We start from the raw sequence: 19,593 nt of genomic DNA on the forward strand, positions 1-19,593 counted from the left end.
GCGCCGCCCAGGTCGAGTAGAGTGAGATACAACCACAGCAACCTTTAACACCGTCCCGTGAGGCGGAGAAGGGAGCGGCGGATGAGCACCGGTAACTCGCGTACCGTCATGCACACGGCCGACATCGCCCGAGCATTGACTCGGATCTCCCACGAGATCCTCGAGTCCAACAAGGGGGCGGAGGATCTCGTCCTCCTCGGCATCCCGACCCGCGGCGTGACGCTCGCCGAACGGATCGCTGCGCTCCTGGCGGACATCTCCGCCACGACGGTCGCCGTCGGGGCGCTCGACGTCACCATGTACCGCGACGATCTGCATCGCAACCCCACGCGCACGCCGCGCCCGACCCAGATCCCGCCGGGCGGCATCGACGGCAAGACCGTGGTCCTGGTGGACGACGTGCTCTTCTCCGGACGGAGCATCCGAGCCGCGCTGGACGCGCTCAACGACATCGGTCGTCCCGCCGCCGTCCGACTCGCGATCCTCGTCGACCGCGGCCACCGCGAGCTGCCCATCCGACCCGACTTCGTCGGCAAGAACCTCCCGAGCGCGCGCAGCGAACGCGTCAACGTCCACCTCGCCGAGATCGACGACGTCGAAGAGGTGACGATCGAGTCATGAGGCACCTCCTCGATACCCGCACGCTTTCGCGCGACGATGCGCTGCGCATCCTCGACGTCGCTGAAGACATGCGCGACACGCAGTCGCGCGAGGTCAAGAAGCTGCCGACCCTCCGCGGCAAGACAATCGTCAATCTGTTCTTCGAAGACTCCACGCGCACGCGCATCTCCTTCGAAGCCGCCGCCAAGCGGCTGTCGGCCGACGTGATCAACTTCTCCGCGAAGGGCTCGAGCGTCAGCAAGGGCGAGTCGCTGCAAGACACCGCTCAGACGCTGCAGGCCATGGGCGCGGATGCCGTCGTCATCCGCCATGGCGCGTCCGGCGCCCCGCACACCCTTGCTACCAGCGGCTGGATCACGGCGGGCGTGGTCAACGCCGGCGACGGGACGCACGAGCACCCCACGCAGGCGCTCCTCGACGCCTTCACGATCCGCAAACGCCGTTTCGGCGACGACAGCCGTGGACGTGACCTCGCCGGCATCCGCGTCGCGATCGTGGGGGACATCCTGCATTCGCGGGTCGCGCGATCGAACGTGTGGCTGCTGCACACCCTGGGCGCTGAGGTGACCCTCGTCGCCCCACCCACCCTCATCCCGCAGGACGTCTCGGCATGGCCGGCAAAAATCGTCTACGACCTCGACGAGGCGATCGCCGCAGCCCCCGACGCCGTCATGATGCTGCGGATACAGCTGGAACGCATGAGTGCGGCATATTTCCCGACTGAACGGGAGTATTCGCGCCGATGGGGGCTGGACTCCGCGCGCCTTGCCGCCCTGTCGGCGGGTAGCATTGTGATGCACCCGGGCCCCATGAACCGTGGCCTGGAGATCTCCGCCGACGCCGCCGATTCCCCGCACTCGACCGTCCTGGAGCAGGTCGCGAACGGCGTCTCGGTGCGGATGGCGGTGCTGTACCTGGTACTGGCCGGCGAACGCCCCGGCGAGCGCGACACGAACGCAGAGGAGCACGCCCGATGACGGTTCGACAGACGCGCACGACGGTCATCCGCGGCGCACGCATCCACGGTGGCGCAGCGGCCGACCTCGTCCTTCGCGACGGGCGCATCGCGGAGATCGGCGCCGGCCTCAGCGCAGCAGGAGCCGACGTGGTGGATGCCGACGGCTTGATCGCTCTGCCCGGACTGGTGGACCTGCACGTGCACCTGCGCGAACCCGGCTACGAAGCGTCCGAGACGATCCTCACCGGTTCACGCGCCGCCGCCGCGGGCGGCTTCACGACGGTGTTCGCGATGCCCAACACCTCGCCCGTCGCCGACACGGCCGGAGTCGTCGAGCAGGAGCTCGCGCTCGGAGAAGCTGCCGGCTATGTGCACGTTCAGCCGATCGGCGCCGTCACCGTCGGGCAGAAGGGCGAGCGCCTCGCCGAACTCGGCGCGATGGCCTCGTCGCGGGCGCGGGTGCGCGTCTTCAGCGACGACGGTTTCTGCGTCTTCGACCCACTGATCATGCGCCGCGCCCTGGAGTACGTGAAGGCGTTCGACGGCGTCGTCGCTCAGCACGCGCAGGACCCCCGCCTGACCGAGGGCGCCCAGATGAACGAGGGCACCGTCTCCGCGGAGCTCGGCCTGGCGGGATGGCCCGCCGTCGCGGAAGAGTCGATCATCGCTCGAGACGTGCTGCTCGCCGAGCACGTCGGCTCTCGCTTGCACGTCTGCCATCTGTCGACGGCGGGTTCGGTCGACATCATCCGGTGGGCGAAGAAGCGCGGCATCAACGTGACCGCCGAAGTCACCCCGCATCATCTGCTCCTCGATGAGGAGCTCGTGCGCGGCTACGACGCGCGGTTCAAGGTCAACCCGCCGCTGCGGCGCGCCGAGGACGTGCGGGCGGTACGCGAGGGACTCGCGGACGGGACGATCGACATCGTCGCCACCGACCACGCGCCTCACCCGGCCGAGGCGAAGTCGTGCGAATGGCAGGCCGCGGCCAACGGAATGGTCGGTGTGGAGTCGGCCCTGCGGGTCGTGCACCAGGCCATGGTCCAGACCGGGCTCATGTCGTGGGACGACGTCGTGCGCGTGATGTCGGCGACACCGGCGCGGATCGGCCGCCTCGACGAGGCCGGCACCCCACTGGAGGTGGGAGCTCCGGCATCCCTCACGCTCTACGACGACGCCCCGACGCGTCCTTTCGGGCGCGACGACCTGCACGGCCGCAGCATCAACTCGCCGTACCTGGGTCGCGAGCTGCCCGGTGACGTGCGCGGAACCTTCTTCCGCGGTGCCGCCACGGTATCGGACGGCGTCGTCGCGGAATCGATGGAAGAGGTGTCGGCATGAACCGTGAAGGTGCTCTGCTCGTCATGATCGCCGCGGCGCTCGCGCTTCTCGCCCTGGGTTACGTCGCGTGGCGACGACGATCGCGACGCGACGCCGGTGTCTCCGCCCCCTTCGGCGAGGCCCCGGACGGCGCGGCGACTCGCGCCACGGCGTCCGGCTTCTACGTCGCCACGACTCGTCATGGCGATGCGCTCGAGCGCCTGGCGATCCGCGGACTGGGGTTCCGTTCGCGCGTCGACGTGACCGTCACCGACCGGGGCGTAGCCCTCGACCTCGTTGGTCAGCCCCGGATGTTCCTGGCGGTCGACCGCATCGAGAGTGTGGCGCTGGCGACCACCGCCATCGACCGTGTCGTCGAGCCCGGCGGGCTCGTCCGGATCGCCTGGACCGCCCACCGCGGCGACGGTTCCACCGAGACCGTCGACAGCTATCTCCGCCCGCAGGACGAGTCGGCATCCACTCTCGCCGCTGCGATCATCGCCATCCTGCCGCCGTCGACTCCGACCGCAGCAGATCAGTCCTCCACCACTTCGACGGGAAACGCCGCATGACCTTCTTGCTCGACCCCGCTGTCCTCGTCCTCGAAGACGGCTCCCGCCATCCCGGCCGTGCCTACGGCGCCCGCGGCACCACCCTCGGTGAAGTCGTCTTCTCCACCGGCATGACCGGCTACCAGGAGACCCTCACCGACCCGTCCTACGCGGGACAGATCGTGCTACAGACCGCGCCGCACATCGGCAACACCGGTATGAACGGCGAAGACCCCGAGTCGCGCCGTATCTGGGTGGCCGGCTACATCGTGCGCGATCCGTCGCGCGTCGTGTCGAACTGGCGCGCCGACGAGTCGCTCGACGACGCACTCATCCGCGACGGCATCGTGGGCATCGCCGGCGTCGACACCCGCGCCATCACCCGCGTGCTGCGCTCGTCGGGCTCGATGCGCGGCGGCGTGTTCTCCGGCGCGGCCGCAGACCTCGACCCCGAGGAACAGCTGCGCATCGTGCGCGAAGCTCCTCCGATGGCCGGTCAGAACCTGTCGGCAGCGGTCTCGGTGAGCGAAGTCGAGGTCACGCCGGCCGCCGAGGGTGTCGAGCGGATCGGAAACCTGGCCGTCCTCGACCTCGGCGTCAAGCGCGCCACCGTGCTCAACCTCGCCGCGCGTGGCTTCGACGTGTACGTGCTGCCGCAGTCCGTCACCATCGACGAGGTGCGCGCTCTCGACCCCGTCGCGGTCTTCTACTCGAACGGGCCGGGCGACCCCGCGGCATCCGACGAGCATGTCGCCCTGCTGCGGGCGGTGCTCGATGACCGGCTGCCGTTCTTCGGAATCTGCTTCGGCAACCAGCTCCTGGGCCGCGCACTCGGCTTCGGCACCTACAAGCTGCCCTTCGGCCATCGCGGCATCAACCAGCCCGTGCGCGACAAGCAGACCGGACGCGTCGAGATCACGGCGCAGAACCATGGTTTCGCCGTCGACGCGCCGCTGGAGGGCATCACCGACAGCCCGAACGGCTACGGCCGCGTCGAGGTCAGCCACATCGGCCTCAACGACAACGTCGTCGAGGGCCTGCGCGCCCTCGACATCCCGGCGTTCAGCGTGCAGTACCACCCCGAGGCCGCCGCAGGACCCCACGACGCCAACTACCTTTTCGACCGCTTCGCCGACATGGTGCGCACCTCCCTGGAGAACAAGAACTGATGCCCAAGCGCGACGACATCAAAAGCGTCCTCGTCATCGGCTCCGGCCCGATCGTGATCGGCCAGGCCTGTGAGTTCGACTACTCGGGAACCCAGGCGTGCCGCGTCCTGCGCGAGGAGGGCGTGCGCGTCATCCTCGTGAACTCGAACCCGGCGACGATCATGACCGACCCCGACTTCGCCGACGCCACGTACATCGAGCCCATCACGCCGGCCGTGATCGAGACGATCATCGCCAAGGAGAAGCCCGACGCGATCCTCCCGACGCTCGGCGGCCAGACCGCGTTGAACGCCGCCATGGCCCTGCACGAGCAGGGGATCCTCGAGAAGTACGACGTCGAACTCATCGGCGCCAAGGTCGACGCCATCCGCAAGGGTGAGGACCGTCAGATCTTCAAGCAGCTCGTGCTGGATGCCGGGGCCGACGTCGCCCGCAGCGTCATCTGCCACACGATCGAGGACCTGATCGCCGGTGCGGACGAGCTCGGCTACCCACTGGTGGTCCGCCCGTCGTTCACCATGGGCGGGCTGGGATCGGGCTTCGCGTACGACGAGCAGGACCTCCGCCGCATCGGCGGCGCGGGCCTGCGCGACTCGCCGACCACCGAGGTGCTCCTGGAGGAGTCGATCCTGGGGTGGAAGGAATACGAGCTCGAGCTGATGCGCGACACGGCCGACAACACGGTCGTCGTCTGCTCCATCGAGAACGTCGACCCGGTGGGCGTGCACACCGGCGACTCGATCACGGTCGCTCCGGCGCTGACCCTCACCGACCGCGAGTACCAGAAGCTCCGCGACATCGGCATCGACATCATCCGCGCCGTGGGCGTGGACACGGGCGGTTGCAACATCCAGTTCGCGGTCGACCCGGCATCCGGGCGCATCATCGTCATCGAGATGAACCCGCGTGTCTCGCGTTCGTCCGCCCTCGCGTCGAAGGCGACCGGCTTCCCGATTGCCAAGCTCGCCGCGAAGCTCGCCATCGGCTACCGCCTCGACGAGGTACCCAACGACATCACCAAGGCCACGCCGGCGAGCTTCGAGCCGACGCTCGACTATGTCGTGGTGAAGGTGCCGCGGTTCAACTTCGAGAAGTTCCCGAACGCCGATGCGACCCTCACGACCACCATGAAGTCGGTGGGCGAGGCGATGGCCATCGGGCGCAACTACACGACCGCACTGCAGAAGGCGCTGCGCTCGCTGGAGAAGCGCGGCTCGAGCTTCCATTGGGGTGAGGAGGCCCGCTCGGTGGAGCAGTTGCTGGAGATCGCGAAGACGCCCACCGACGGCCGCATCGTCACGCTGCAGCAGGCGATGCGCAAGGGCGCCACGGTGGAGCAGGCCTTCGAGGCCACCAAGATCGACCCCTGGTTCCTCGACCAGATGGCCCTCATCAACGAGGTCGCCGCGTTCGTTCAGGCCGCCCCCGAGCTGGATGCCGCGACCCTGCGTCTCGCGAAGGAGCACGGCTTCAGCGATGCCCAGCTCGCGCAGTTGCGCGGCGTCACCGAGGCGGAGATCCGCGGGGTGCGGTACGGGCTCGGCCTCCGCCCCGTCTACAAGACGGTCGACACCTGTGCGGGGGAGTTTCCCGCACTCACGCCCTACCACTACTCCAGCTACGACCACGAGACCGAGGTCACGCCGAGCGAGCGGACGAAGGTCGTCATCATCGGGTCGGGTCCGAACCGCATCGGCCAGGGCGTCGAGTTCGACTACTCGTGCGTGCACGCGTCGTTCGCGCTGTCCGATGCCGGCTACGAGACGATCATGGTCAACTGCAACCCCGAGACCGTCTCGACCGACTACGACACGAGCGACCGCCTGTACTTCGAACCGCTGACCCTCGAGGACGTCCTCGAGGTGTTGCACGCGGAGAGCGCTTCGGGCACGATCCTGGGCGTCGTCTGCCAGCTCGGCGGTCAGACACCGCTGGGGCTGGCCAAGGGCATCGAGGATGCCGGCTACACGATCCTCGGTACCTCGCCGGCGGCGATCGACATCGCAGAGGAGCGCGAGCTGTTCTCGCAGCTGCTCGACCGCGCGGGTCTCATCGCCCCCCGACACGGCACGGCCACCGATGAGGCGGGCGCCGTCGCCATCGCGGAGGAGATCGGCTATCCCGTGCTCGTGCGCCCGAGCTTCGTGCTCGGCGGGCGCGGCATGGAGATCGTCTACGACACGGCGAGCCTGCGCGACTACTTCGTGCGCACCGCGGGCGAAGTCATCATCGAGGAGGGCAAGCCGCTGCTGGTCGACCGCTTCCTCGACGACGCGATCGAGCTCGACGTCGACGCGCTGTACGACGGCCACGAGCTTTACATCGGTGGCGTGATGGAGCACCTCGAGGAGGCCGGCATCCACTCCGGCGACTCGTCGTGCACCCTGCCTCCGGTCTCACTCGGCCGCACCGAGATCGACCGCGTGCGCACCGCCACCCACGCGATCGCCGACGGCGTCGGCGTGCGCGGGCTGCTGAACGTGCAGTTCGCGGTCTCTGCGGGCGTGCTCTACGTCATCGAGGCGAACCCGCGGGCTTCGCGCACCGTGCCGTTCGTCTCTAAGGCACTGGGCATTCCTCTCGCGAAGGCCGCGTCTCGCATCATGGCCGGATCGACCATCGCGGACCTCAGGGCCGAGGGGCTGCTTCCCGCCGAAGACGGCTCCCGCGTACCGCTGGACGCACCGGTCGCCGTCAAGGAAGCTGTGCTGCCCTTCAAGCGCTTCCGCACCGCCGACGGCCACACCGTCGACTCCGTGCTCGGCCCAGAGATGCGCTCGACCGGTGAAGTCATGGGCATCGACCGCGACTTCCCGACCGCGTTCGCCAAGAGCCAGGCGGCGGCCTACGGCGGCATGCCGACGTCGGGCACCGTTTTCCTGTCGGTGGCCGACGACGACAAGCGCGCCGTCATCCTGCCCGCCCACCGCCTGCAGGAGCTCGGCTTCCGCCTGATCGCCACCGCCGGCACCGCCGAGATCCTCGCGCGCAACGGCATCCGCGTCGACGTCGTAAACAAGTACTCGGACACGCAGGACTCCGGTGAGCCCAACGTCGTCGACCTCATCAATGCGGGGGAGATCGACATCGTCGTGAACACGCCGTCGGGCGGCATTGCCCGCGCCGACGGCTACGAGATCCGCGCCGCGGCCGTCGCCGCCGACAAGGCGCTGTTCACCACGATGGCCGTACTTGGAGCCGCCGTCAGCGCCCTCCCGGTGCTGCGCGAAGGCTTCGCGGTGCGGAGCCTGCAGGAGTACGCGATCGATCGCGCCGAGAAGCTGGCGGCGATGTGATCACGTTCGGTGCGCGCCTGCGCGCTGCGGTCGCTGCGCGCGGGCGGCTGTGCGTGGGCATCGATCCGCATGAGTCGCTGCTGCGAGAATGGGGCCTGGGCGTCGATGCCGGGGGCGTCCGCGAGTTCGGGTTGCGCACGGTGGATGCCGCAGCTTCCACCGTCGCCATCGTGAAGCCGCAGGTGTCGTTCTTCGAGCGGTTCGGCTCAGCCGGCTTTGCGGCGTTGGAAGACGTCCTGGCCGCCGCTCGCGCCGCCGGGCTGATCGTGATCGCCGATGCGAAGCGCGGCGACATCGATACCACCATGGACGCGTATGCCGCCGCGTGGCTCACTCCCGGTTCACCGTTGGAGGCGGATGCGCTCACCCTCAGCCCGTACCTCGGAGTCGGCGCGCTGTCGTCGACCCTCGACGACGCACTGGCGCACGGGAAGGGAGCCTTCGTCCTTTCGGCGACGAGCAACCCCGAGGCGGTGTCGCTCCAGTCCGCGGACGCCCAGGGTCGCACGGTCGCCGCAGAGGTGGCCGCCGAGGTCGTGGCCGCCGACTCGGGAGCACCGGACGAATGGTCATCGCTCGGTCTGGTCATCGGGGCCACCGTCGACCTCTCCGCCCGCGGACTGGGTGCGTTCGCGCGCACCGTGCCGATCCTCGCACCGGGGTTCGGCGCGCAGGGAGCGCAGCCGAGTGACCTCGTGCGCATCTTCGGGCCGCTCTCCGATGGAGTGATCGCGAGCGAAAGCCGCAGCATCCTGAGCGCCGGTCCCGCGCACCTCGCGGCGCGCATCGCGGAGCGCGCGGACCTGTACCGTGGAGAATCCCATGGCTGACTCCCGCACCCCTCCCGAGGTCGACCGTGTCGCGGCATCCCGTCGTGCCGTCGCCGCTCGCCGCGAACGCGCCGCGCTCAAGCACGACGTCGCCATGCGCGTCATCACGCCGCAGCAGCTCCTCCAACGCGCCTTCGACGCTCCCGACGAGCCCGCCGGCGCGATGCGCATCACCGAGTTCCTGACCGCGTTGCCCGCGATCGGCGAAGGCAAGCGCGACCGCGTCCTCGCTGAGCTCGAGATCGCGCCCGTGAAGCGCCTGGGCGGCCTCGGCGCTCGCCAGCGGGCGGTGCTGCGGGAGTGGCTGGACACCCGCTTCCCGCCGTTGACACCGCGCAGCGGGCGCAGCCGACTCATCGTGCTCGCCGGCCCCACCGCCGTCGGCAAGGGGACGGTGGCCGCGCACATCAAGGAGCACCACCCCGAGATTCTGCTGTCGGTGTCGGCCACCACGCGCGCCCCGCGGCCTGGAGAAGTCGACGGAGAGCACTACTTCTTCGTCGACGATGCGGGCTTCGACAGGCTCGTCGCCGAGGGCGCTCTCCTCGAGCACGCCACGGTGCACAATGCGTTCCGCTACGGGACTCCGCGCGCGCCGATCGAGAAGGCGCTGGCCGACGGCCGCACGGTGCTGCTGGAGATCGACCTGCAAGGCGCGCGCCAAGTACGCGCCGCGGCTCCGGATGCCACCTTGGTCTTCCTGACGCCGCCCAGCTGGGACGAGCTCGTCAACCGCCTTGTCGGTCGGGGCACCGAAGGCGACGAGGAGCGTGCCCGACGGCTGAAAACCGCGAAGGTGGAGCTCGCCGCACAGGGCGAGTTCGACTACCGCGTCGTGAACGACGACGTCGCCAGAGCTGCCGCCGAGATCGCCGCGCTCGCGCGCTGATAGAATGAACGGATGCCGCGGCTTCCTGCGGCTCCGACGCTTTCACTGCAAGCTTTCCCACTGCCATTCGATCCTGGAGGTTCACCATGGCTGGACGTGACAAGGGCATTATCGACCCGCCCATCGACGCACTGCTCGACAAGGTCGACTCGAAGTACCAGCTCGTGATCTACGCGTCCAAGCGCGCGCGCCAGATCAACGACTACTACTCGGACCTGCACGAGGGAAACCTCTTCGACAACGTCGGCCCGCTCGTCGACTCGAGCGTGGAGGACAAGCCCCTCACGATCGCGCTTCACGAGATCCACGAGGACAAGCTGCGCCTGCGCGCCGCGGAGTGATCCGCGCCTGACTTCATGACGCTGTATGGCGTCCTCATGCCCGCGATCCCCGGTGCGACAGCGTCGTGTCGGAGATCGCGGGCATGATTGTCGAGTACCCGTTTTTCGTCTGGAGCCCCGATGAGTCCGCTGCGACTGTTCACGTCCGAGTCCGTCACCGAAGGGCATCCGGACAAGATCTGCGACCAGATCTCCGACTCGATCCTGGACGCCCTGCTCGCCGTGGATCCGGGAAGCCGCGTCGCCGTAGAGACCCTTGTGACCACGGGTCTCGTGCACGTCGCGGGTGAAGTGCGCACCGACGGCTACGTCGACATCCCGGGCATCGTCCGCCGCGTCGTCAACCGCATCGGCTACACCTCCAGCGAGACCGGCTTCGACGGCGACTCGTGCGGTGTGACGGTGTCGATCGGCGAACAGTCCGGCGACATCGCGGCCGGCGTCGACAACGCGATCGAACACCGCGAGGGCGGTTCGATCGACCCGATCGACGCCCTCGGCGCGGGTGACCAGGGAATCATGTTCGGCTACGCGACGAACGAGACGCCCCAGCTCATGCCCATGGCCATCTGGACGGCGCACCGGCTCGCCGAGCGTCTCACCGATGCCCGCCGCTCGGGTGCGCTGGGCTTTCTCCGCCCCGACGGCAAGACGCAGGTGACCCTCGGCTACGACGGCCATCAGCCCCGCACCGTCGACACCGTCGTGCTCTCCACGCAGCACAACACCGACATCTCGCTGCCTGCGCTGCGCGCGGCCGTGCAGGCCGAGGTCATCGACCCCGTGCTGGCGACGACCGGACTGGACGTGTCGAACGTGCGCTACGTCATCAATCCGGCGGGACCGTTCGTCACCGGCGGGCCCAAGGGCGATGCCGGCTTGACGGGCCGCAAGATCATCATCGACACCTACGGCGGCGCTTCCCGCCACGGCGGTGGCGCGTTCAGCGGCAAGGACCCGTCGAAGGTCGACCGTTCGGCCGCCTACGCCATGCGCTGGGTCGCGAAGAACGCCGTGGCCGCCGGCCTCGCCGACCGCCTGGAGGTCCAGGTCGCCTACGCGATCGGCCGCGCCGAGCCCGTCGGACTGTACGTCGAGACTTTCGGCACCGGTCACGCGTCCGACGAGAAGATCACCGCCGCGATCCGCGACGTGTTCGACCTGCGTCCAAAAGCGATCATCGACGACCTCGACTTGCTGCGCCCGATCTACGCGCAGACCGCCGCGTACGGTCACTTCGGTCGCGAGTTGCCCGACTTCACTTGGGAGCGCACCGACCGCGTCGAGGAGCTGCGCGCCGCCGCAGGTCTCTGACCGGTGCCGTGATCGTCGTCGCCCGGGTCCTCATCGACTCGCCTCTGCCGCAGCTGGATCGACTCTTCGACTACGAGGTCCCGACCGCTCTCGTCGGCGATGCGGTGCCCGGTGTGCGCGTGCGCGTGCCGTTGCGCACCGTGGGTCGCATGGTCGACGGCTACCTCATCGAGGTGATCACCGTCGAGGCCCCGGAACGTCCCCTGTCGGAGCTGGATGCGGTGGTCTCTCCGGTTCCCGTGCTGACGCCGGGGCTCTACGCGCTCGCTCGCCGCGCCGCCGATCGTGCTGCCGGTTCGGCCAGTGACATCCTGCGGCTGGTGATTCCCAAGCGGATGGTCCGCGCCGAGAAGGCGTGGCTCGCCGCAGCCGGAGACGGCGACCCGGCCGCCCCGCAGGTGTCACCGGATGCCGTGGCGTGGGCAGACGGCATCCTGGCGCCGTACCCTGATCTCGCCGATGCAGTCGCGGCGGGGGAGCGAGTCGCGCTGGACGCCCCGCCGCGGCCGAGCACACAGTGGCCGGTCGGCGCCTGGGCCGAGCTTCTCGCGGCGATCGCGCTGCGAACGCTCGCCGCAGGCAAGAGCGCGGTTCTCGTGGTGCCCGACCATCGGGATCAGGAGCAACTGCTGACCGTCCTCGACGCGCGCGCTCCCGACGACGCCGTCGTGCGCGACGACGCCCGCCGTTCGGGGCCGGAACGTTACGGCACCTACCTGAGACTGCTGTCCCCGTGTCCCTCGATCGTCGTCGGCAATCGCTCGACGGTGTACGCGCCGGCACGCGACACGGCGTGCGTCATCGTGTGGGACGACGGCGACCCGCTCCTGGCCGAGCCGCTGAGTCCGGGCGTGCACGCACGCGACGCGGCGCTGATCCGACAGGAACTCGAAGGATCGGCGCTCGTCTTCGCCGGCCACACCCGCACCACCGACGTCGAGCGCCTCGTGCAGCTCGGCTGGGTGCGTGAGGTCCCGGCGACGCGGCGCGTGAGCCCTGCGGTCGTCTTGTCCGCCACCCGCGAGGGCGAATCGCGCGGCGCGCGAGTGCCGTCCAGCGCATTCGCTGCGGCGCGCGAGGCCCTCCGTCACGGCCCCGTCCTCGTGCAGGTGGCCCGGCCCGGGTATTCGCCCGTGCTCGTGTGCGCGGAGTGCCGCACCCCGGCGCGGTGCCGACACTGCACCGGTCCGCTGCGCGCCCGCCGTCCGGGAGCGACGCCCGATTGTGGTTGGTGCGGGCGCTCCGCGCCCTCGTGGACGTGCGTGAACTGCAGCGCCACAAAGCTCCGGATGGCGTCGTCCGGCAGCGAGCGTACCGCCGACGAGCTCGGCCGCGCTTTCCCGAACACGAGGGTCATCGTCGCCGACGGCGCACACCCGGTCACCCAGGTCGATGACCGCCCGGCGCTGGTCATCGCGACGCGCGGCGCAGAACCCCACGCGAGCGGCGGATATCGGGCCGTGATACTTCTCGACGGCGACCGGATGCTGCTGGCCGAGCAGCTGCGCATCGGCGAGTCGGCGTTGCGCTGGTGGTCCAACGCGGCGGCTCTCGCCGCGCCGCAGGCGCCGGTGCATCTCGTGGGGGTCGCTGGGCCTGTTGCCCGCGCTCTCGCGACCTGGACGGCCCCCGCGTATGCCCGGGCCGAGCTGGCCGACCGCGCCCCTCTCGCCATGCCTCCGACGGTGCGCGTCGCGGCGGTGGAGGGAACCGTCGCCGCCGTCGACGGCGCGCTGACCGCAGTGCGTGAGGCCGTCCCCGCTCTCGCCGCGCCCGCCGGCGCCATCCTGGGTCCGGTTCCCGTCGAAGACGGTCTCGTCCGCGCGCTGGTGCGCTTCGACTACGCCCACGGCAAAGCCGTCGCCGATACCCTCCGCGCGGCGGTCGTCGCCGAGGCGCTGCGCGGCCGGCGCGCCGCGCGCCGGGGAGCGGCGCGGGCCGGCAGCGGGAGCGCCCGCACTACACTGCGGGTGCGGCTCGACGTCCCCGAACTGGACCTGTGATCTCCGCCGCCGCGGAGGAACCCCACGTCGCTACCCCCGACCGCCATCATTCAAGGACCCCCATGCGCATCGTTTTCGCCGGCACTCCGGCGCCCGCCGTCCCCTCCCTCCGGGCGGTGGCGGCATCCGCCCATGATCTCGTCGGCGTGGTGACCCGCGGCGATGCGCCGATCGGCCGCAAGCGCGTGCTCACGCCATCGCCGGTTGCCGTCGCGGCGTCGGAGCTGGCGGTACCTGTTGTCAAAGCCGACCGCCTCGACGAGCAGGCAACGGCGGCCGTCGCCGACCTCGCGCCCGAGCTCGGCGTCATCGTCGCTTACGGCGGACTGGTGCGCGAACCGCTGCTGTCCACGCCGCAGCATGGCTGGATCAACCTGCATTTCTCGCTGCTGCCGCGCTGGCGCGGGGCTGCGCCGGTGCAACACGCTCTCATCGCGGGAGATCGCACGACGGGGGCGAGCGTCTTCCAGCTCGTCGCCGCCCTCGACGCTGGCGACGTGTTCGGCGAGGTCAGCTACGACGTGCCGCGCGGCGCGACAGCGGGGGAGGTGCTGGCCGATCTGGCTGAGGCCGGTGCCCACCTGCTCGTGCGCGTCATCGATCAGATCGCCGACGGCACCGCGCGCGCGCAGCCGCAGGTCGGCACACCGACGCTCGCTCCGAAGCTGTCGATCGCCGACGGCGCACTCGACCTCACGGCATCCGCCGACACCGTGCTCGACCGTTTCCGGGGGACGACGCCCGAACCCGGCGCGCACGTCACGTTCGGTGGCGCACGACTGAAGGTCCTCGCCGCACATCGTGGGCCCGACACCAGCCTCGAACCCGGCACCCTGACGGCCGCCGGCCGCGACGTCCTGCTGGTGGCAGGGGAGGGGACCACCCTCGTCCTGAAGACCGTGCAGCCGGCGGGCAAGGGTGCGATGGCCGCCGGAGACTGGTGGCGCGGGGTGCGCGTCGACAACCCTCGCATCGACCTGCCCGATCCCGCGGAGGTGGCCTCGTGAGCGGCTCGCCCCGCTGGGTCGCGTATGACGTGTTGCGCGCCGTGCACGAATCAGACGCGTACGCCAATCTGCTGCTGCCGCGCGCGATCGCGCGCGCAGGGCTCTCGGGACCGGATGCGGCCCTCGCCACCGAGCTGACCTACGGGACGCTGCGTCGGGAGGGTACCTACGACGCGGTCGTCGCGGATGCCGCAGGTCGCCCGATCGGCGACATCGATCCGGCGGTGCTGGACGCGCTGCGTCTGGGGGTGCATCAGCTGCTCGCGATGCGAACGCCCTCGCACGCCGCCGTGAACGAGACGGTCCGTCAGGTGCGCCAGGCAGCGGGCAAGAGCGCAGCCGGGTTCGCCAACGCGGTGCTGCGACGGGTGAGCGAACGCACGCCCGACGAATGGGACGAGCGGCTCGCGCTCTCCGCGCGCTCCGACGATGAACGTCTCGCCGTCCGCTTCTCGCACCCCGTCTGGGTGATCCGTGCGTTTCGCCGCGCGTTGGCCGCGGAAGGACGCGCCGATGAGCTCGACGCACTGCTGGCCGCCGACAACGCGGCTCCGACCGTCACTCTGGCGGCGCTTCCGGGGCTCATCGAGCGTCCGGTGGATGCCGTCCCCACACCCTTCTCGCCTTTCGGCTTCCGCTCGCCGGGCGGCGACCCGGGGGCGCTGGTCGCGGCATCCGAGGGACGGGTACGCGTTCAGGACGAGGGGTCGCAGCTCGCCGCGCTCGCCCTGACCCGCGCGCAACCGGTGCAACCCGGCGAGCGGTGGCTGGATCTGTGCGCGGCGCCGGGAGGCAAGACGGCGGTGCTGGCTGCCGAGGCTCTTGCCCACGGCGCGATCGTCGAGGCCAACGAGCTGTCGCCCGCCCGGGCGGGACTTGTCCGCGACTCGGTCGCGGCGGTGCCGCTGGACGTTCCGGTATCGGAGGAGGACGGGCGCACCCGCGCCGGCCGGGGCCGGTACGACCGCATCCTGGTCGACGCGCCCTGCACCGGACTCGGTGCCCTGCGCCGTCGCCCGGAGGCGCGCTGGCGCAAGCGACCGGCGGATGTGCCCGAGCTGGCTGCCCTTCAATCCGAGCTGCTGGCGGCGGCGATCGAGGCCCTCCGACCGGGCGGCATCGTCGCCTACGTCACCTGTTCACCGCACTTGGCCGAGACGGCCGCGATCGTCGCCGATGCGCGACGCACGTTCGGTGACGTGATCGAAGAACTCGATACCCGCGCCGTGGTCGCTGCAATCTCCGACAGCCCCATCGACCTCGCGGTGCCCGCCGACGGATCCGGCCGAGCGCAGCTGTGGCCGCACCGTCACGGCACCGACGCGATGTCGATCTCACTTCTGCGCAAGCGCTGAGCCCCGTCGGCGGCGCACGACCGGACGCCGACTAGGGTGGTGGCGTGACAGGCGACATCCGCATCAACCCGAGCATTCTGGCCGCCGACTTCGTCAACATGCAGGCCGAACTGGCGCGCATCGCGTCGGCCGACTTCGTGCACGTCGACGTGATGGACAACCACTTCGTCCCGAACCTGACGTTCGGCCCGCAGATGGTCGAGCGCATCCAGGCCACGAGTCCGGTGCCGCTGGACGTGCATCTGATGATCTCGGATCCCGACAGATGGGCTCCCGGCTACGCCGAGGTGGGTGCGGCATCCGTCACCTTCCACCTCGAAGCGGCGACAGACCCGGTCGCCCTCGCACGCAGGCTCCGGGCGATCGGATCGCGCGCCGGCGTCGCGGTGAAGCCCGCGACCCCCGTGGAGGGGCTCTTCGAGGTCCTCGACGAGTTCGACCAGATTCTCGTGATGACGGTCGAGCCCGGTTTCGGTGGCCAGTCCTTCATGGCCGACCAGATGCCCAAGCTGGCGCGCCTTCACGACGAAGCGCGTCGCCGAGGATCGCAGGTGTGGCTGCAGGTCGACGGCGGCATCTCCGAGTCGACGATCGCCCAAGCCGCCGAGGCCGGCGCCGACACATTCGTCGCCGGTTCCGCGGTGTTCGGCGCCGCCGAACCCGACCGCGCCATCACGGCGCTGCGCCGTCTCGGCGCCGATCACCACCGTCACTGACGTCACGGCGCCGCTCGGCCTCGCGCGAGACCGGTAACCTGTGAGGGTGAAGACGTTCGACGCCCTGTTCGCGGAGCTGACGGCGACAGCCCAGACCCGTCCCGAGGGTTCCGGCACCGTCGCCCAGCTCGATCGCGGCGTGCACGCCATCGGCAAGAAGATCGTCGAAGAGGCGGCCGAAGTGTGGATGGCCGCGGAGTACCAGTCCGACGATGAGACGGCTGAAGAGATCTCGCAGCTGCTGTACCACCTGCAGGTGCTCATGCTCGCCAAGGGACTGACCCTCGACGACGTGTACCGACATCTCTGAGCGCGCTTCCTCCTCCGCTCGCTCCGACACCGAAAGCCCTTCACCCATGCTGCGCATCGCCGTGCCGAACAAGGGGTCGCTCGCCGACACCGCCGCCGAGATGCTCGCGGAGGCCGGATACACCGGCCGTCGCGATCCGAAAGACCTCCACGTCATCGACCCCCTCAACGAGGTCGAGTTCTTCTACCTGCGCCCGAAGGACATCGCGACCTACGTCGGTTCCGGAGCGCTCGACGTCGGCATCACCGGCCGCGACCTGCTGCTGGATGCGCGCATGCCGGGGGCACGTGAGATCGAACAGCTCGGCTTCGGCGCCTCGACATTCCGCTTCGCCGGTCCTCCCGGTCGCTTCGAGAACGTCACCGATCTCGAAGGTCTGCGCGTCGCGACCGCCTACCCGGGCCTGGTCGACGGATACCTCGACCAGCAGGGCGTCGCCGTCGACCTCGTGCCGCTGGACGGCGCGGTGGAATCGGCCGTGCAACTCGGCGTGGCCGACGCGGTCGCCGATGTCGTGTCGACCGGGACGACGCTCAAGCAAGCCGGACTCGAGATCTTCGGCCCGGTGCTGTTGCAGTCCGAGGCCGTCCTGATCGGCGCCCCGACCGAGGCCGACGGCACACAGACGCTGCTGCGGCGTCTGCGCGGCGTCATGGTCGCCCGCCAGTACGTGCTCATCGACTACGACCTGCCTGCGTCGCTCGTCGACGACGCGGTGGCGATCGCCCCCGGCATCGAGTCGCCCACGATCTCACCGCTGCGCGACCCCGAGTGGGTCGCGGTGCGGGTGATGAGCCCGCGAAAGACCGTGAACCAGGTGATGGACGCCCTCTACGCGATCGGCGCGCGCGCGATTCTGGTCACGCCGATCCACAACGCGAGGCTCTGACATGTCGCTCGCGCGACGCGTCATCCCGTGCCTCGACGTGGCCGCCGGTCGCGTCGTGAAGGGCGTCAACTTCGAGAATCTGCGCGACATGGGCGACCCTGTCGAACTCGCCGCGCTGTACTTCGCCCAGGGCGCCGACGAGCTCACCTTCCTCGATGTGACGGCGACGGTCGATGACAGATCCACCACCTACGACGTCGTGCGGCGCACCGCCGAGCAGGTGTTCATTCCGCTCACCGTGGGTGGGGGAGTGCGCACGACCGACGACGTCGCTCGGCTGCTGGCGGTCGGAGCCGACAAGGTGGGGGTGAACTCCGCGGCGATCGCGCGTCCCGAGCTCGTGGGCGAGATCGCCGACCGCTTCGGCGCGCAGGTGCTCGTGCTCTCCCTCGATGTCAAGCGCGCCCCCGGCACCCGATCGGGATTCGTCGTGACCACCCACGGCGGGCGCACCGCGACCCAGCTCGACGCACTCGACTGGGCACGCGAAGCGATCGACCGCGGCGCCGGTGAACTGCTCGTGAACTCGATCGACGCCGACGGCACCAAGGACGGTTTCGACCTCGAACTCGTCGCCCTGATGCGTGAACTGTCCTCGGTCCCCGTGATCGCTTCGGGCGGCGCGGGCAGCGTCGACCACTTCGCCCCGGCCGTGCACGCCGGCGCCGATGCGGTGCTCGCGGCATCCGTCTTCCACTCGGGCCAACTGACGATCGGCGACGTCAAGGATGCGCTCAGCGCGGACGGGATCGAGGTGCGCCGATGAAGGCCGACGACACCGACGCCCGCATCGCGCGCGTCGCCTTCAACGCCGACGGCCTCGCGCCGGCGATCATCCAGCAGTACGACACCGGCGAGGTGCTGATGCTCGGGTGGATGGATGCCGAGGCCCTCCGCCGCACGCTCACCGAGGGGCGGGTGACGTTCTGGTCGCGATCGCGTCAGGAGTACTGGCGCAAGGGCGACACCTCGGGCCACGCGCAGTACGTGCGCGGCGCACGCCTGGACTGCGACGGGGATGCCGTACTGATCGCCGTCGAGCAGATCGGCGCCGCGTGTCACACCGGCGACCGCACCTGCTTCGATGCCGACGATCTCGCCCCGACGACCGCCTCCGCCGAAACGGGCACCTCGTGAGCGCACGCGCGCGCACCTTCGCCGTGCTGGGGATCATCTTCGGCGGAGCCCTCGCGATCATCTCTTCCACGCAGACCTGGCTGAGTGTGAACCTCGACGCCGGAGCCACCGCCTCGCTGGAGGTCGCGGGAGCGAAGGCGTTCACCGTGCTCGCCCCGTTGAGCCTGGCGGCACTCGCCCTCGGGCTCGCGCTGACCGTGGTCGGACGGGTGCTGCGCTACGTCTTCGGCGCCGTCGCACTCGCGATCGGCGGGGCTCTGGCGATCGGCGCGGCACGCATCGCGCTCGATCACCCGCTGGATGCGGTCGCCGCGTCCGTCACGACCGCCACCGGGCTGTCGGGTGCCGACGCGATCGCCGGGCTGGTGGTATCGGTCACCGCGACCCCCTGGCCGTGGCTGACCGCGGTGGCGGGAGTGCTCATCGTCGGCGGCGGTGCCCTCACGATCGCGACCTCGCATCGGTGGCGGCGGTCGGGGCGACGCTTCCAGACCGAGGGCTCTGGGGCGACTCCGAACCAGACCATAGGTTCAGAGCCCGATCTCAGAGAGTCGCGACCGTACGATGCCATCGACTCGTGGGACGAGCTGTCGCACGGCGACGATCCCACCGCCCGCTAGACTGAGAACAACCCCGAATCAGACCGAGGAGCATCATGAGCAACAGCATCGACGACCCCGGCCACGGACACTCGCCCGCCGCCTGGACGGCCGTGGTGATCATGCTCCTCGCCGTCACTCTCGGCACGGTCTTCTACTGGTTCGACATGCCGGTCCTCGTCTGGGCCTCCGCAGGACTGCTCGTCATCGGCGCGGTCGTGGGCTGGGTGCTGGCGAAGGCCGGCTACGGCGCGAACGGTCCGAAGTACGCACCGAAGCAGCACTGAC

General features: G+C 69.9%; 20 protein-coding genes. All 20 read left to right on the top strand.

Going from position 1 to position 19,593, the window contains the following annotated elements:
* Window positions 1–81: 81 nt before the first annotated feature.
* The 20 genes from pyrR to ITJ43_RS02310 all read left to right on the top strand — a co-directional run bounded on the left by pyrR (window position 82) and on the right by ITJ43_RS02310 (window position 19,592).
* The gene (gene pyrR / locus ITJ43_RS02215; RefSeq protein WP_194581708.1) at window positions 82–621 is read left to right on the top strand and encodes a bifunctional pyr operon transcriptional regulator/uracil phosphoribosyltransferase PyrR; all 540 of its coding nucleotides are present in this window, start codon (window positions 82–84) and stop codon (window positions 619–621) included.
* Window positions 618–1,598 carry an aspartate carbamoyltransferase catalytic subunit gene (locus tag ITJ43_RS02220; protein WP_194581710.1) on the top strand — a complete coding sequence of 327 codons (981 nt, stop codon included), beginning with the start codon at window positions 618–620 and terminating at the stop codon, window positions 1,596–1,598. Before pyrR ends, ITJ43_RS02220 begins: the two co-directional genes overlap by 4 nt.
* Window positions 1,595–2,920 (top strand): dihydroorotase, encoded by a 1,326-nt coding sequence (locus tag ITJ43_RS02225; protein ID WP_194581712.1) that lies wholly within the window; start codon window positions 1,595–1,597, stop codon window positions 2,918–2,920. Before ITJ43_RS02220 ends, ITJ43_RS02225 begins: the two co-directional genes overlap by 4 nt.
* Window positions 2,917–3,471 (top strand): hypothetical protein, encoded by a 555-nt coding sequence (locus tag ITJ43_RS02230; RefSeq protein ID WP_194581714.1) that lies wholly within the window; start codon window positions 2,917–2,919, stop codon window positions 3,469–3,471. Before ITJ43_RS02225 ends, ITJ43_RS02230 begins: the two co-directional genes overlap by 4 nt.
* A complete protein-coding gene (gene carA / locus ITJ43_RS02235) occupies window positions 3,468–4,619 on the top strand; it encodes a glutamine-hydrolyzing carbamoyl-phosphate synthase small subunit (RefSeq protein WP_194581723.1) in 1,152 nt (383 codons plus the stop codon). Before ITJ43_RS02230 ends, carA begins: the two co-directional genes overlap by 4 nt.
* Complete coding sequence (carB, locus tag ITJ43_RS02240) at window positions 4,619–7,915, top strand: carbamoyl-phosphate synthase large subunit (protein WP_194581732.1); 3,297 nt, start codon at window positions 4,619–4,621, stop codon at window positions 7,913–7,915. Before carA ends, carB begins: the two co-directional genes overlap by 1 nt.
* Complete coding sequence (gene pyrF / locus ITJ43_RS02245) at window positions 7,912–8,745, top strand: orotidine-5'-phosphate decarboxylase (protein WP_194581734.1); 834 nt, start codon at window positions 7,912–7,914, stop codon at window positions 8,743–8,745. The genes carB and pyrF overlap by 4 nt, the downstream gene beginning before the upstream one ends.
* Window positions 8,738–9,634 (top strand): guanylate kinase, encoded by an 897-nt coding sequence (gmk, locus tag ITJ43_RS02250; protein WP_194581736.1) that lies wholly within the window; start codon window positions 8,738–8,740, stop codon window positions 9,632–9,634. Before pyrF ends, gmk begins: the two co-directional genes overlap by 8 nt.
* Before the next feature lie 86 nt (window positions 9,635–9,720).
* Window positions 9,721–9,975, top strand: coding sequence for a DNA-directed RNA polymerase subunit omega (rpoZ, locus tag ITJ43_RS02255; protein WP_005055218.1), 255 nt, complete (start codon window positions 9,721–9,723; stop codon window positions 9,973–9,975).
* Window positions 9,976–10,095: 120 nt separating this feature from the next.
* Entirely contained in the window at window positions 10,096–11,289 is a 1,194-nt protein-coding gene (metK, locus tag ITJ43_RS02260; protein ID WP_194581738.1) for a methionine adenosyltransferase, read from the top strand.
* 8 nt (window positions 11,290–11,297) lie between these two features.
* Window positions 11,298–13,292, top strand: a complete 1,995-nt coding sequence (locus ITJ43_RS02265) for a primosomal protein N' (protein WP_194581740.1) — start codon at window positions 11,298–11,300, stop codon at window positions 13,290–13,292.
* A gap of 62 nt (window positions 13,293–13,354) precedes the next feature.
* Complete coding sequence (gene fmt, locus ITJ43_RS02270) at window positions 13,355–14,299, top strand: methionyl-tRNA formyltransferase (RefSeq protein WP_194581742.1); 945 nt, start codon at window positions 13,355–13,357, stop codon at window positions 14,297–14,299.
* The gene (locus ITJ43_RS02275) at window positions 14,296–15,654 is read left to right on the top strand and encodes an RsmB/NOP family class I SAM-dependent RNA methyltransferase (protein ID WP_194581744.1); all 1,359 of its coding nucleotides are present in this window, start codon (window positions 14,296–14,298) and stop codon (window positions 15,652–15,654) included. The genes fmt and ITJ43_RS02275 overlap by 4 nt, the downstream gene beginning before the upstream one ends.
* A 44-nt stretch (window positions 15,655–15,698) precedes the next feature.
* Window positions 15,699–16,370, top strand: a complete 672-nt coding sequence (gene rpe, locus ITJ43_RS02280) for a ribulose-phosphate 3-epimerase (RefSeq protein WP_194581746.1) — start codon at window positions 15,699–15,701, stop codon at window positions 16,368–16,370.
* 46 nt (window positions 16,371–16,416) lie between these two features.
* Complete coding sequence (locus tag ITJ43_RS02285; RefSeq protein ID WP_194581748.1) at window positions 16,417–16,680, top strand: phosphoribosyl-ATP diphosphatase; 264 nt, start codon at window positions 16,417–16,419, stop codon at window positions 16,678–16,680.
* Window positions 16,681–16,726: 46 nt separating this feature from the next.
* The gene (hisG, locus tag ITJ43_RS02290; RefSeq protein ID WP_194581750.1) at window positions 16,727–17,569 is read left to right on the top strand and encodes an ATP phosphoribosyltransferase; all 843 of its coding nucleotides are present in this window, start codon (window positions 16,727–16,729) and stop codon (window positions 17,567–17,569) included.
* A gap of 1 nt (window position 17,570) precedes the next feature.
* Window positions 17,571–18,335, top strand: a complete 765-nt coding sequence (gene hisF / locus ITJ43_RS02295; protein ID WP_194581752.1) for an imidazole glycerol phosphate synthase subunit HisF — start codon at window positions 17,571–17,573, stop codon at window positions 18,333–18,335.
* On the top strand, window positions 18,332–18,706 hold the full coding sequence (gene hisI / locus ITJ43_RS02300) for a phosphoribosyl-AMP cyclohydrolase (RefSeq protein WP_194581754.1): 375 nt from the start codon (window positions 18,332–18,334) through the stop codon (window positions 18,704–18,706). Before hisF ends, hisI begins: the two co-directional genes overlap by 4 nt.
* Complete coding sequence (locus ITJ43_RS02305) at window positions 18,703–19,326, top strand: Trp biosynthesis-associated membrane protein (RefSeq protein ID WP_194581756.1); 624 nt, start codon at window positions 18,703–18,705, stop codon at window positions 19,324–19,326. Before hisI ends, ITJ43_RS02305 begins: the two co-directional genes overlap by 4 nt.
* A 35-nt stretch (window positions 19,327–19,361) precedes the next feature.
* Window positions 19,362–19,592 carry a DUF6704 family protein gene (locus tag ITJ43_RS02310; protein WP_194581758.1) on the top strand — a complete coding sequence of 77 codons (231 nt, stop codon included), beginning with the start codon at window positions 19,362–19,364 and terminating at the stop codon, window positions 19,590–19,592.
* Window position 19,593: the final 1 nt, after the last annotated feature.

The sequence above is a fragment of the Microbacterium sp. VKM Ac-2870 genome (assembly GCF_015350795.1).
GTDB lineage: Bacteria > Actinomycetota > Actinomycetes > Actinomycetales > Microbacteriaceae > Microbacterium.

Excerpts from the sequence above, each read along its gene's own strand:
- pyrR (WP_194581708.1), top strand. The coding sequence starts at position 82 with ATGAGCACCGGTAACTCGCGTACCGTCATGCACACGGCCGACATCGCC.
- ITJ43_RS02220 (WP_194581710.1), top strand. The coding sequence starts at position 618 with ATGAGGCACCTCCTCGATACCCGCACGCTTTCGCGCGACGATGCGCTG.
- ITJ43_RS02225 (WP_194581712.1), top strand. The coding sequence starts at position 1,595 with ATGACGGTTCGACAGACGCGCACGACGGTCATCCGCGGCGCACGCATC.
- ITJ43_RS02230 (WP_194581714.1), top strand. The coding sequence starts at position 2,917 with ATGAACCGTGAAGGTGCTCTGCTCGTCATGATCGCCGCGGCGCTCGCG.
- carA (WP_194581723.1), top strand. The coding sequence starts at position 3,468 with ATGACCTTCTTGCTCGACCCCGCTGTCCTCGTCCTCGAAGACGGCTCC.
- carB (WP_194581732.1), top strand. The coding sequence starts at position 4,619 with ATGCCCAAGCGCGACGACATCAAAAGCGTCCTCGTCATCGGCTCCGGC.
- gmk (WP_194581736.1), top strand. The coding sequence starts at position 8,738 with ATGGCTGACTCCCGCACCCCTCCCGAGGTCGACCGTGTCGCGGCATCC.
- rpoZ (WP_005055218.1), top strand. The coding sequence starts at position 9,721 with ATGGCTGGACGTGACAAGGGCATTATCGACCCGCCCATCGACGCACTG.
- metK (WP_194581738.1), top strand. The coding sequence starts at position 10,096 with ATGAGTCCGCTGCGACTGTTCACGTCCGAGTCCGTCACCGAAGGGCAT.
- fmt (WP_194581742.1), top strand. The coding sequence starts at position 13,355 with ATGCGCATCGTTTTCGCCGGCACTCCGGCGCCCGCCGTCCCCTCCCTC.
- hisG (WP_194581750.1), top strand. The coding sequence starts at position 16,727 with ATGCTGCGCATCGCCGTGCCGAACAAGGGGTCGCTCGCCGACACCGCC.
- hisF (WP_194581752.1), top strand. The coding sequence starts at position 17,571 with ATGTCGCTCGCGCGACGCGTCATCCCGTGCCTCGACGTGGCCGCCGGT.
- hisI (WP_194581754.1), top strand. The coding sequence starts at position 18,332 with ATGAAGGCCGACGACACCGACGCCCGCATCGCGCGCGTCGCCTTCAAC.
- ITJ43_RS02310 (WP_194581758.1), top strand. The coding sequence starts at position 19,362 with ATGAGCAACAGCATCGACGACCCCGGCCACGGACACTCGCCCGCCGCC.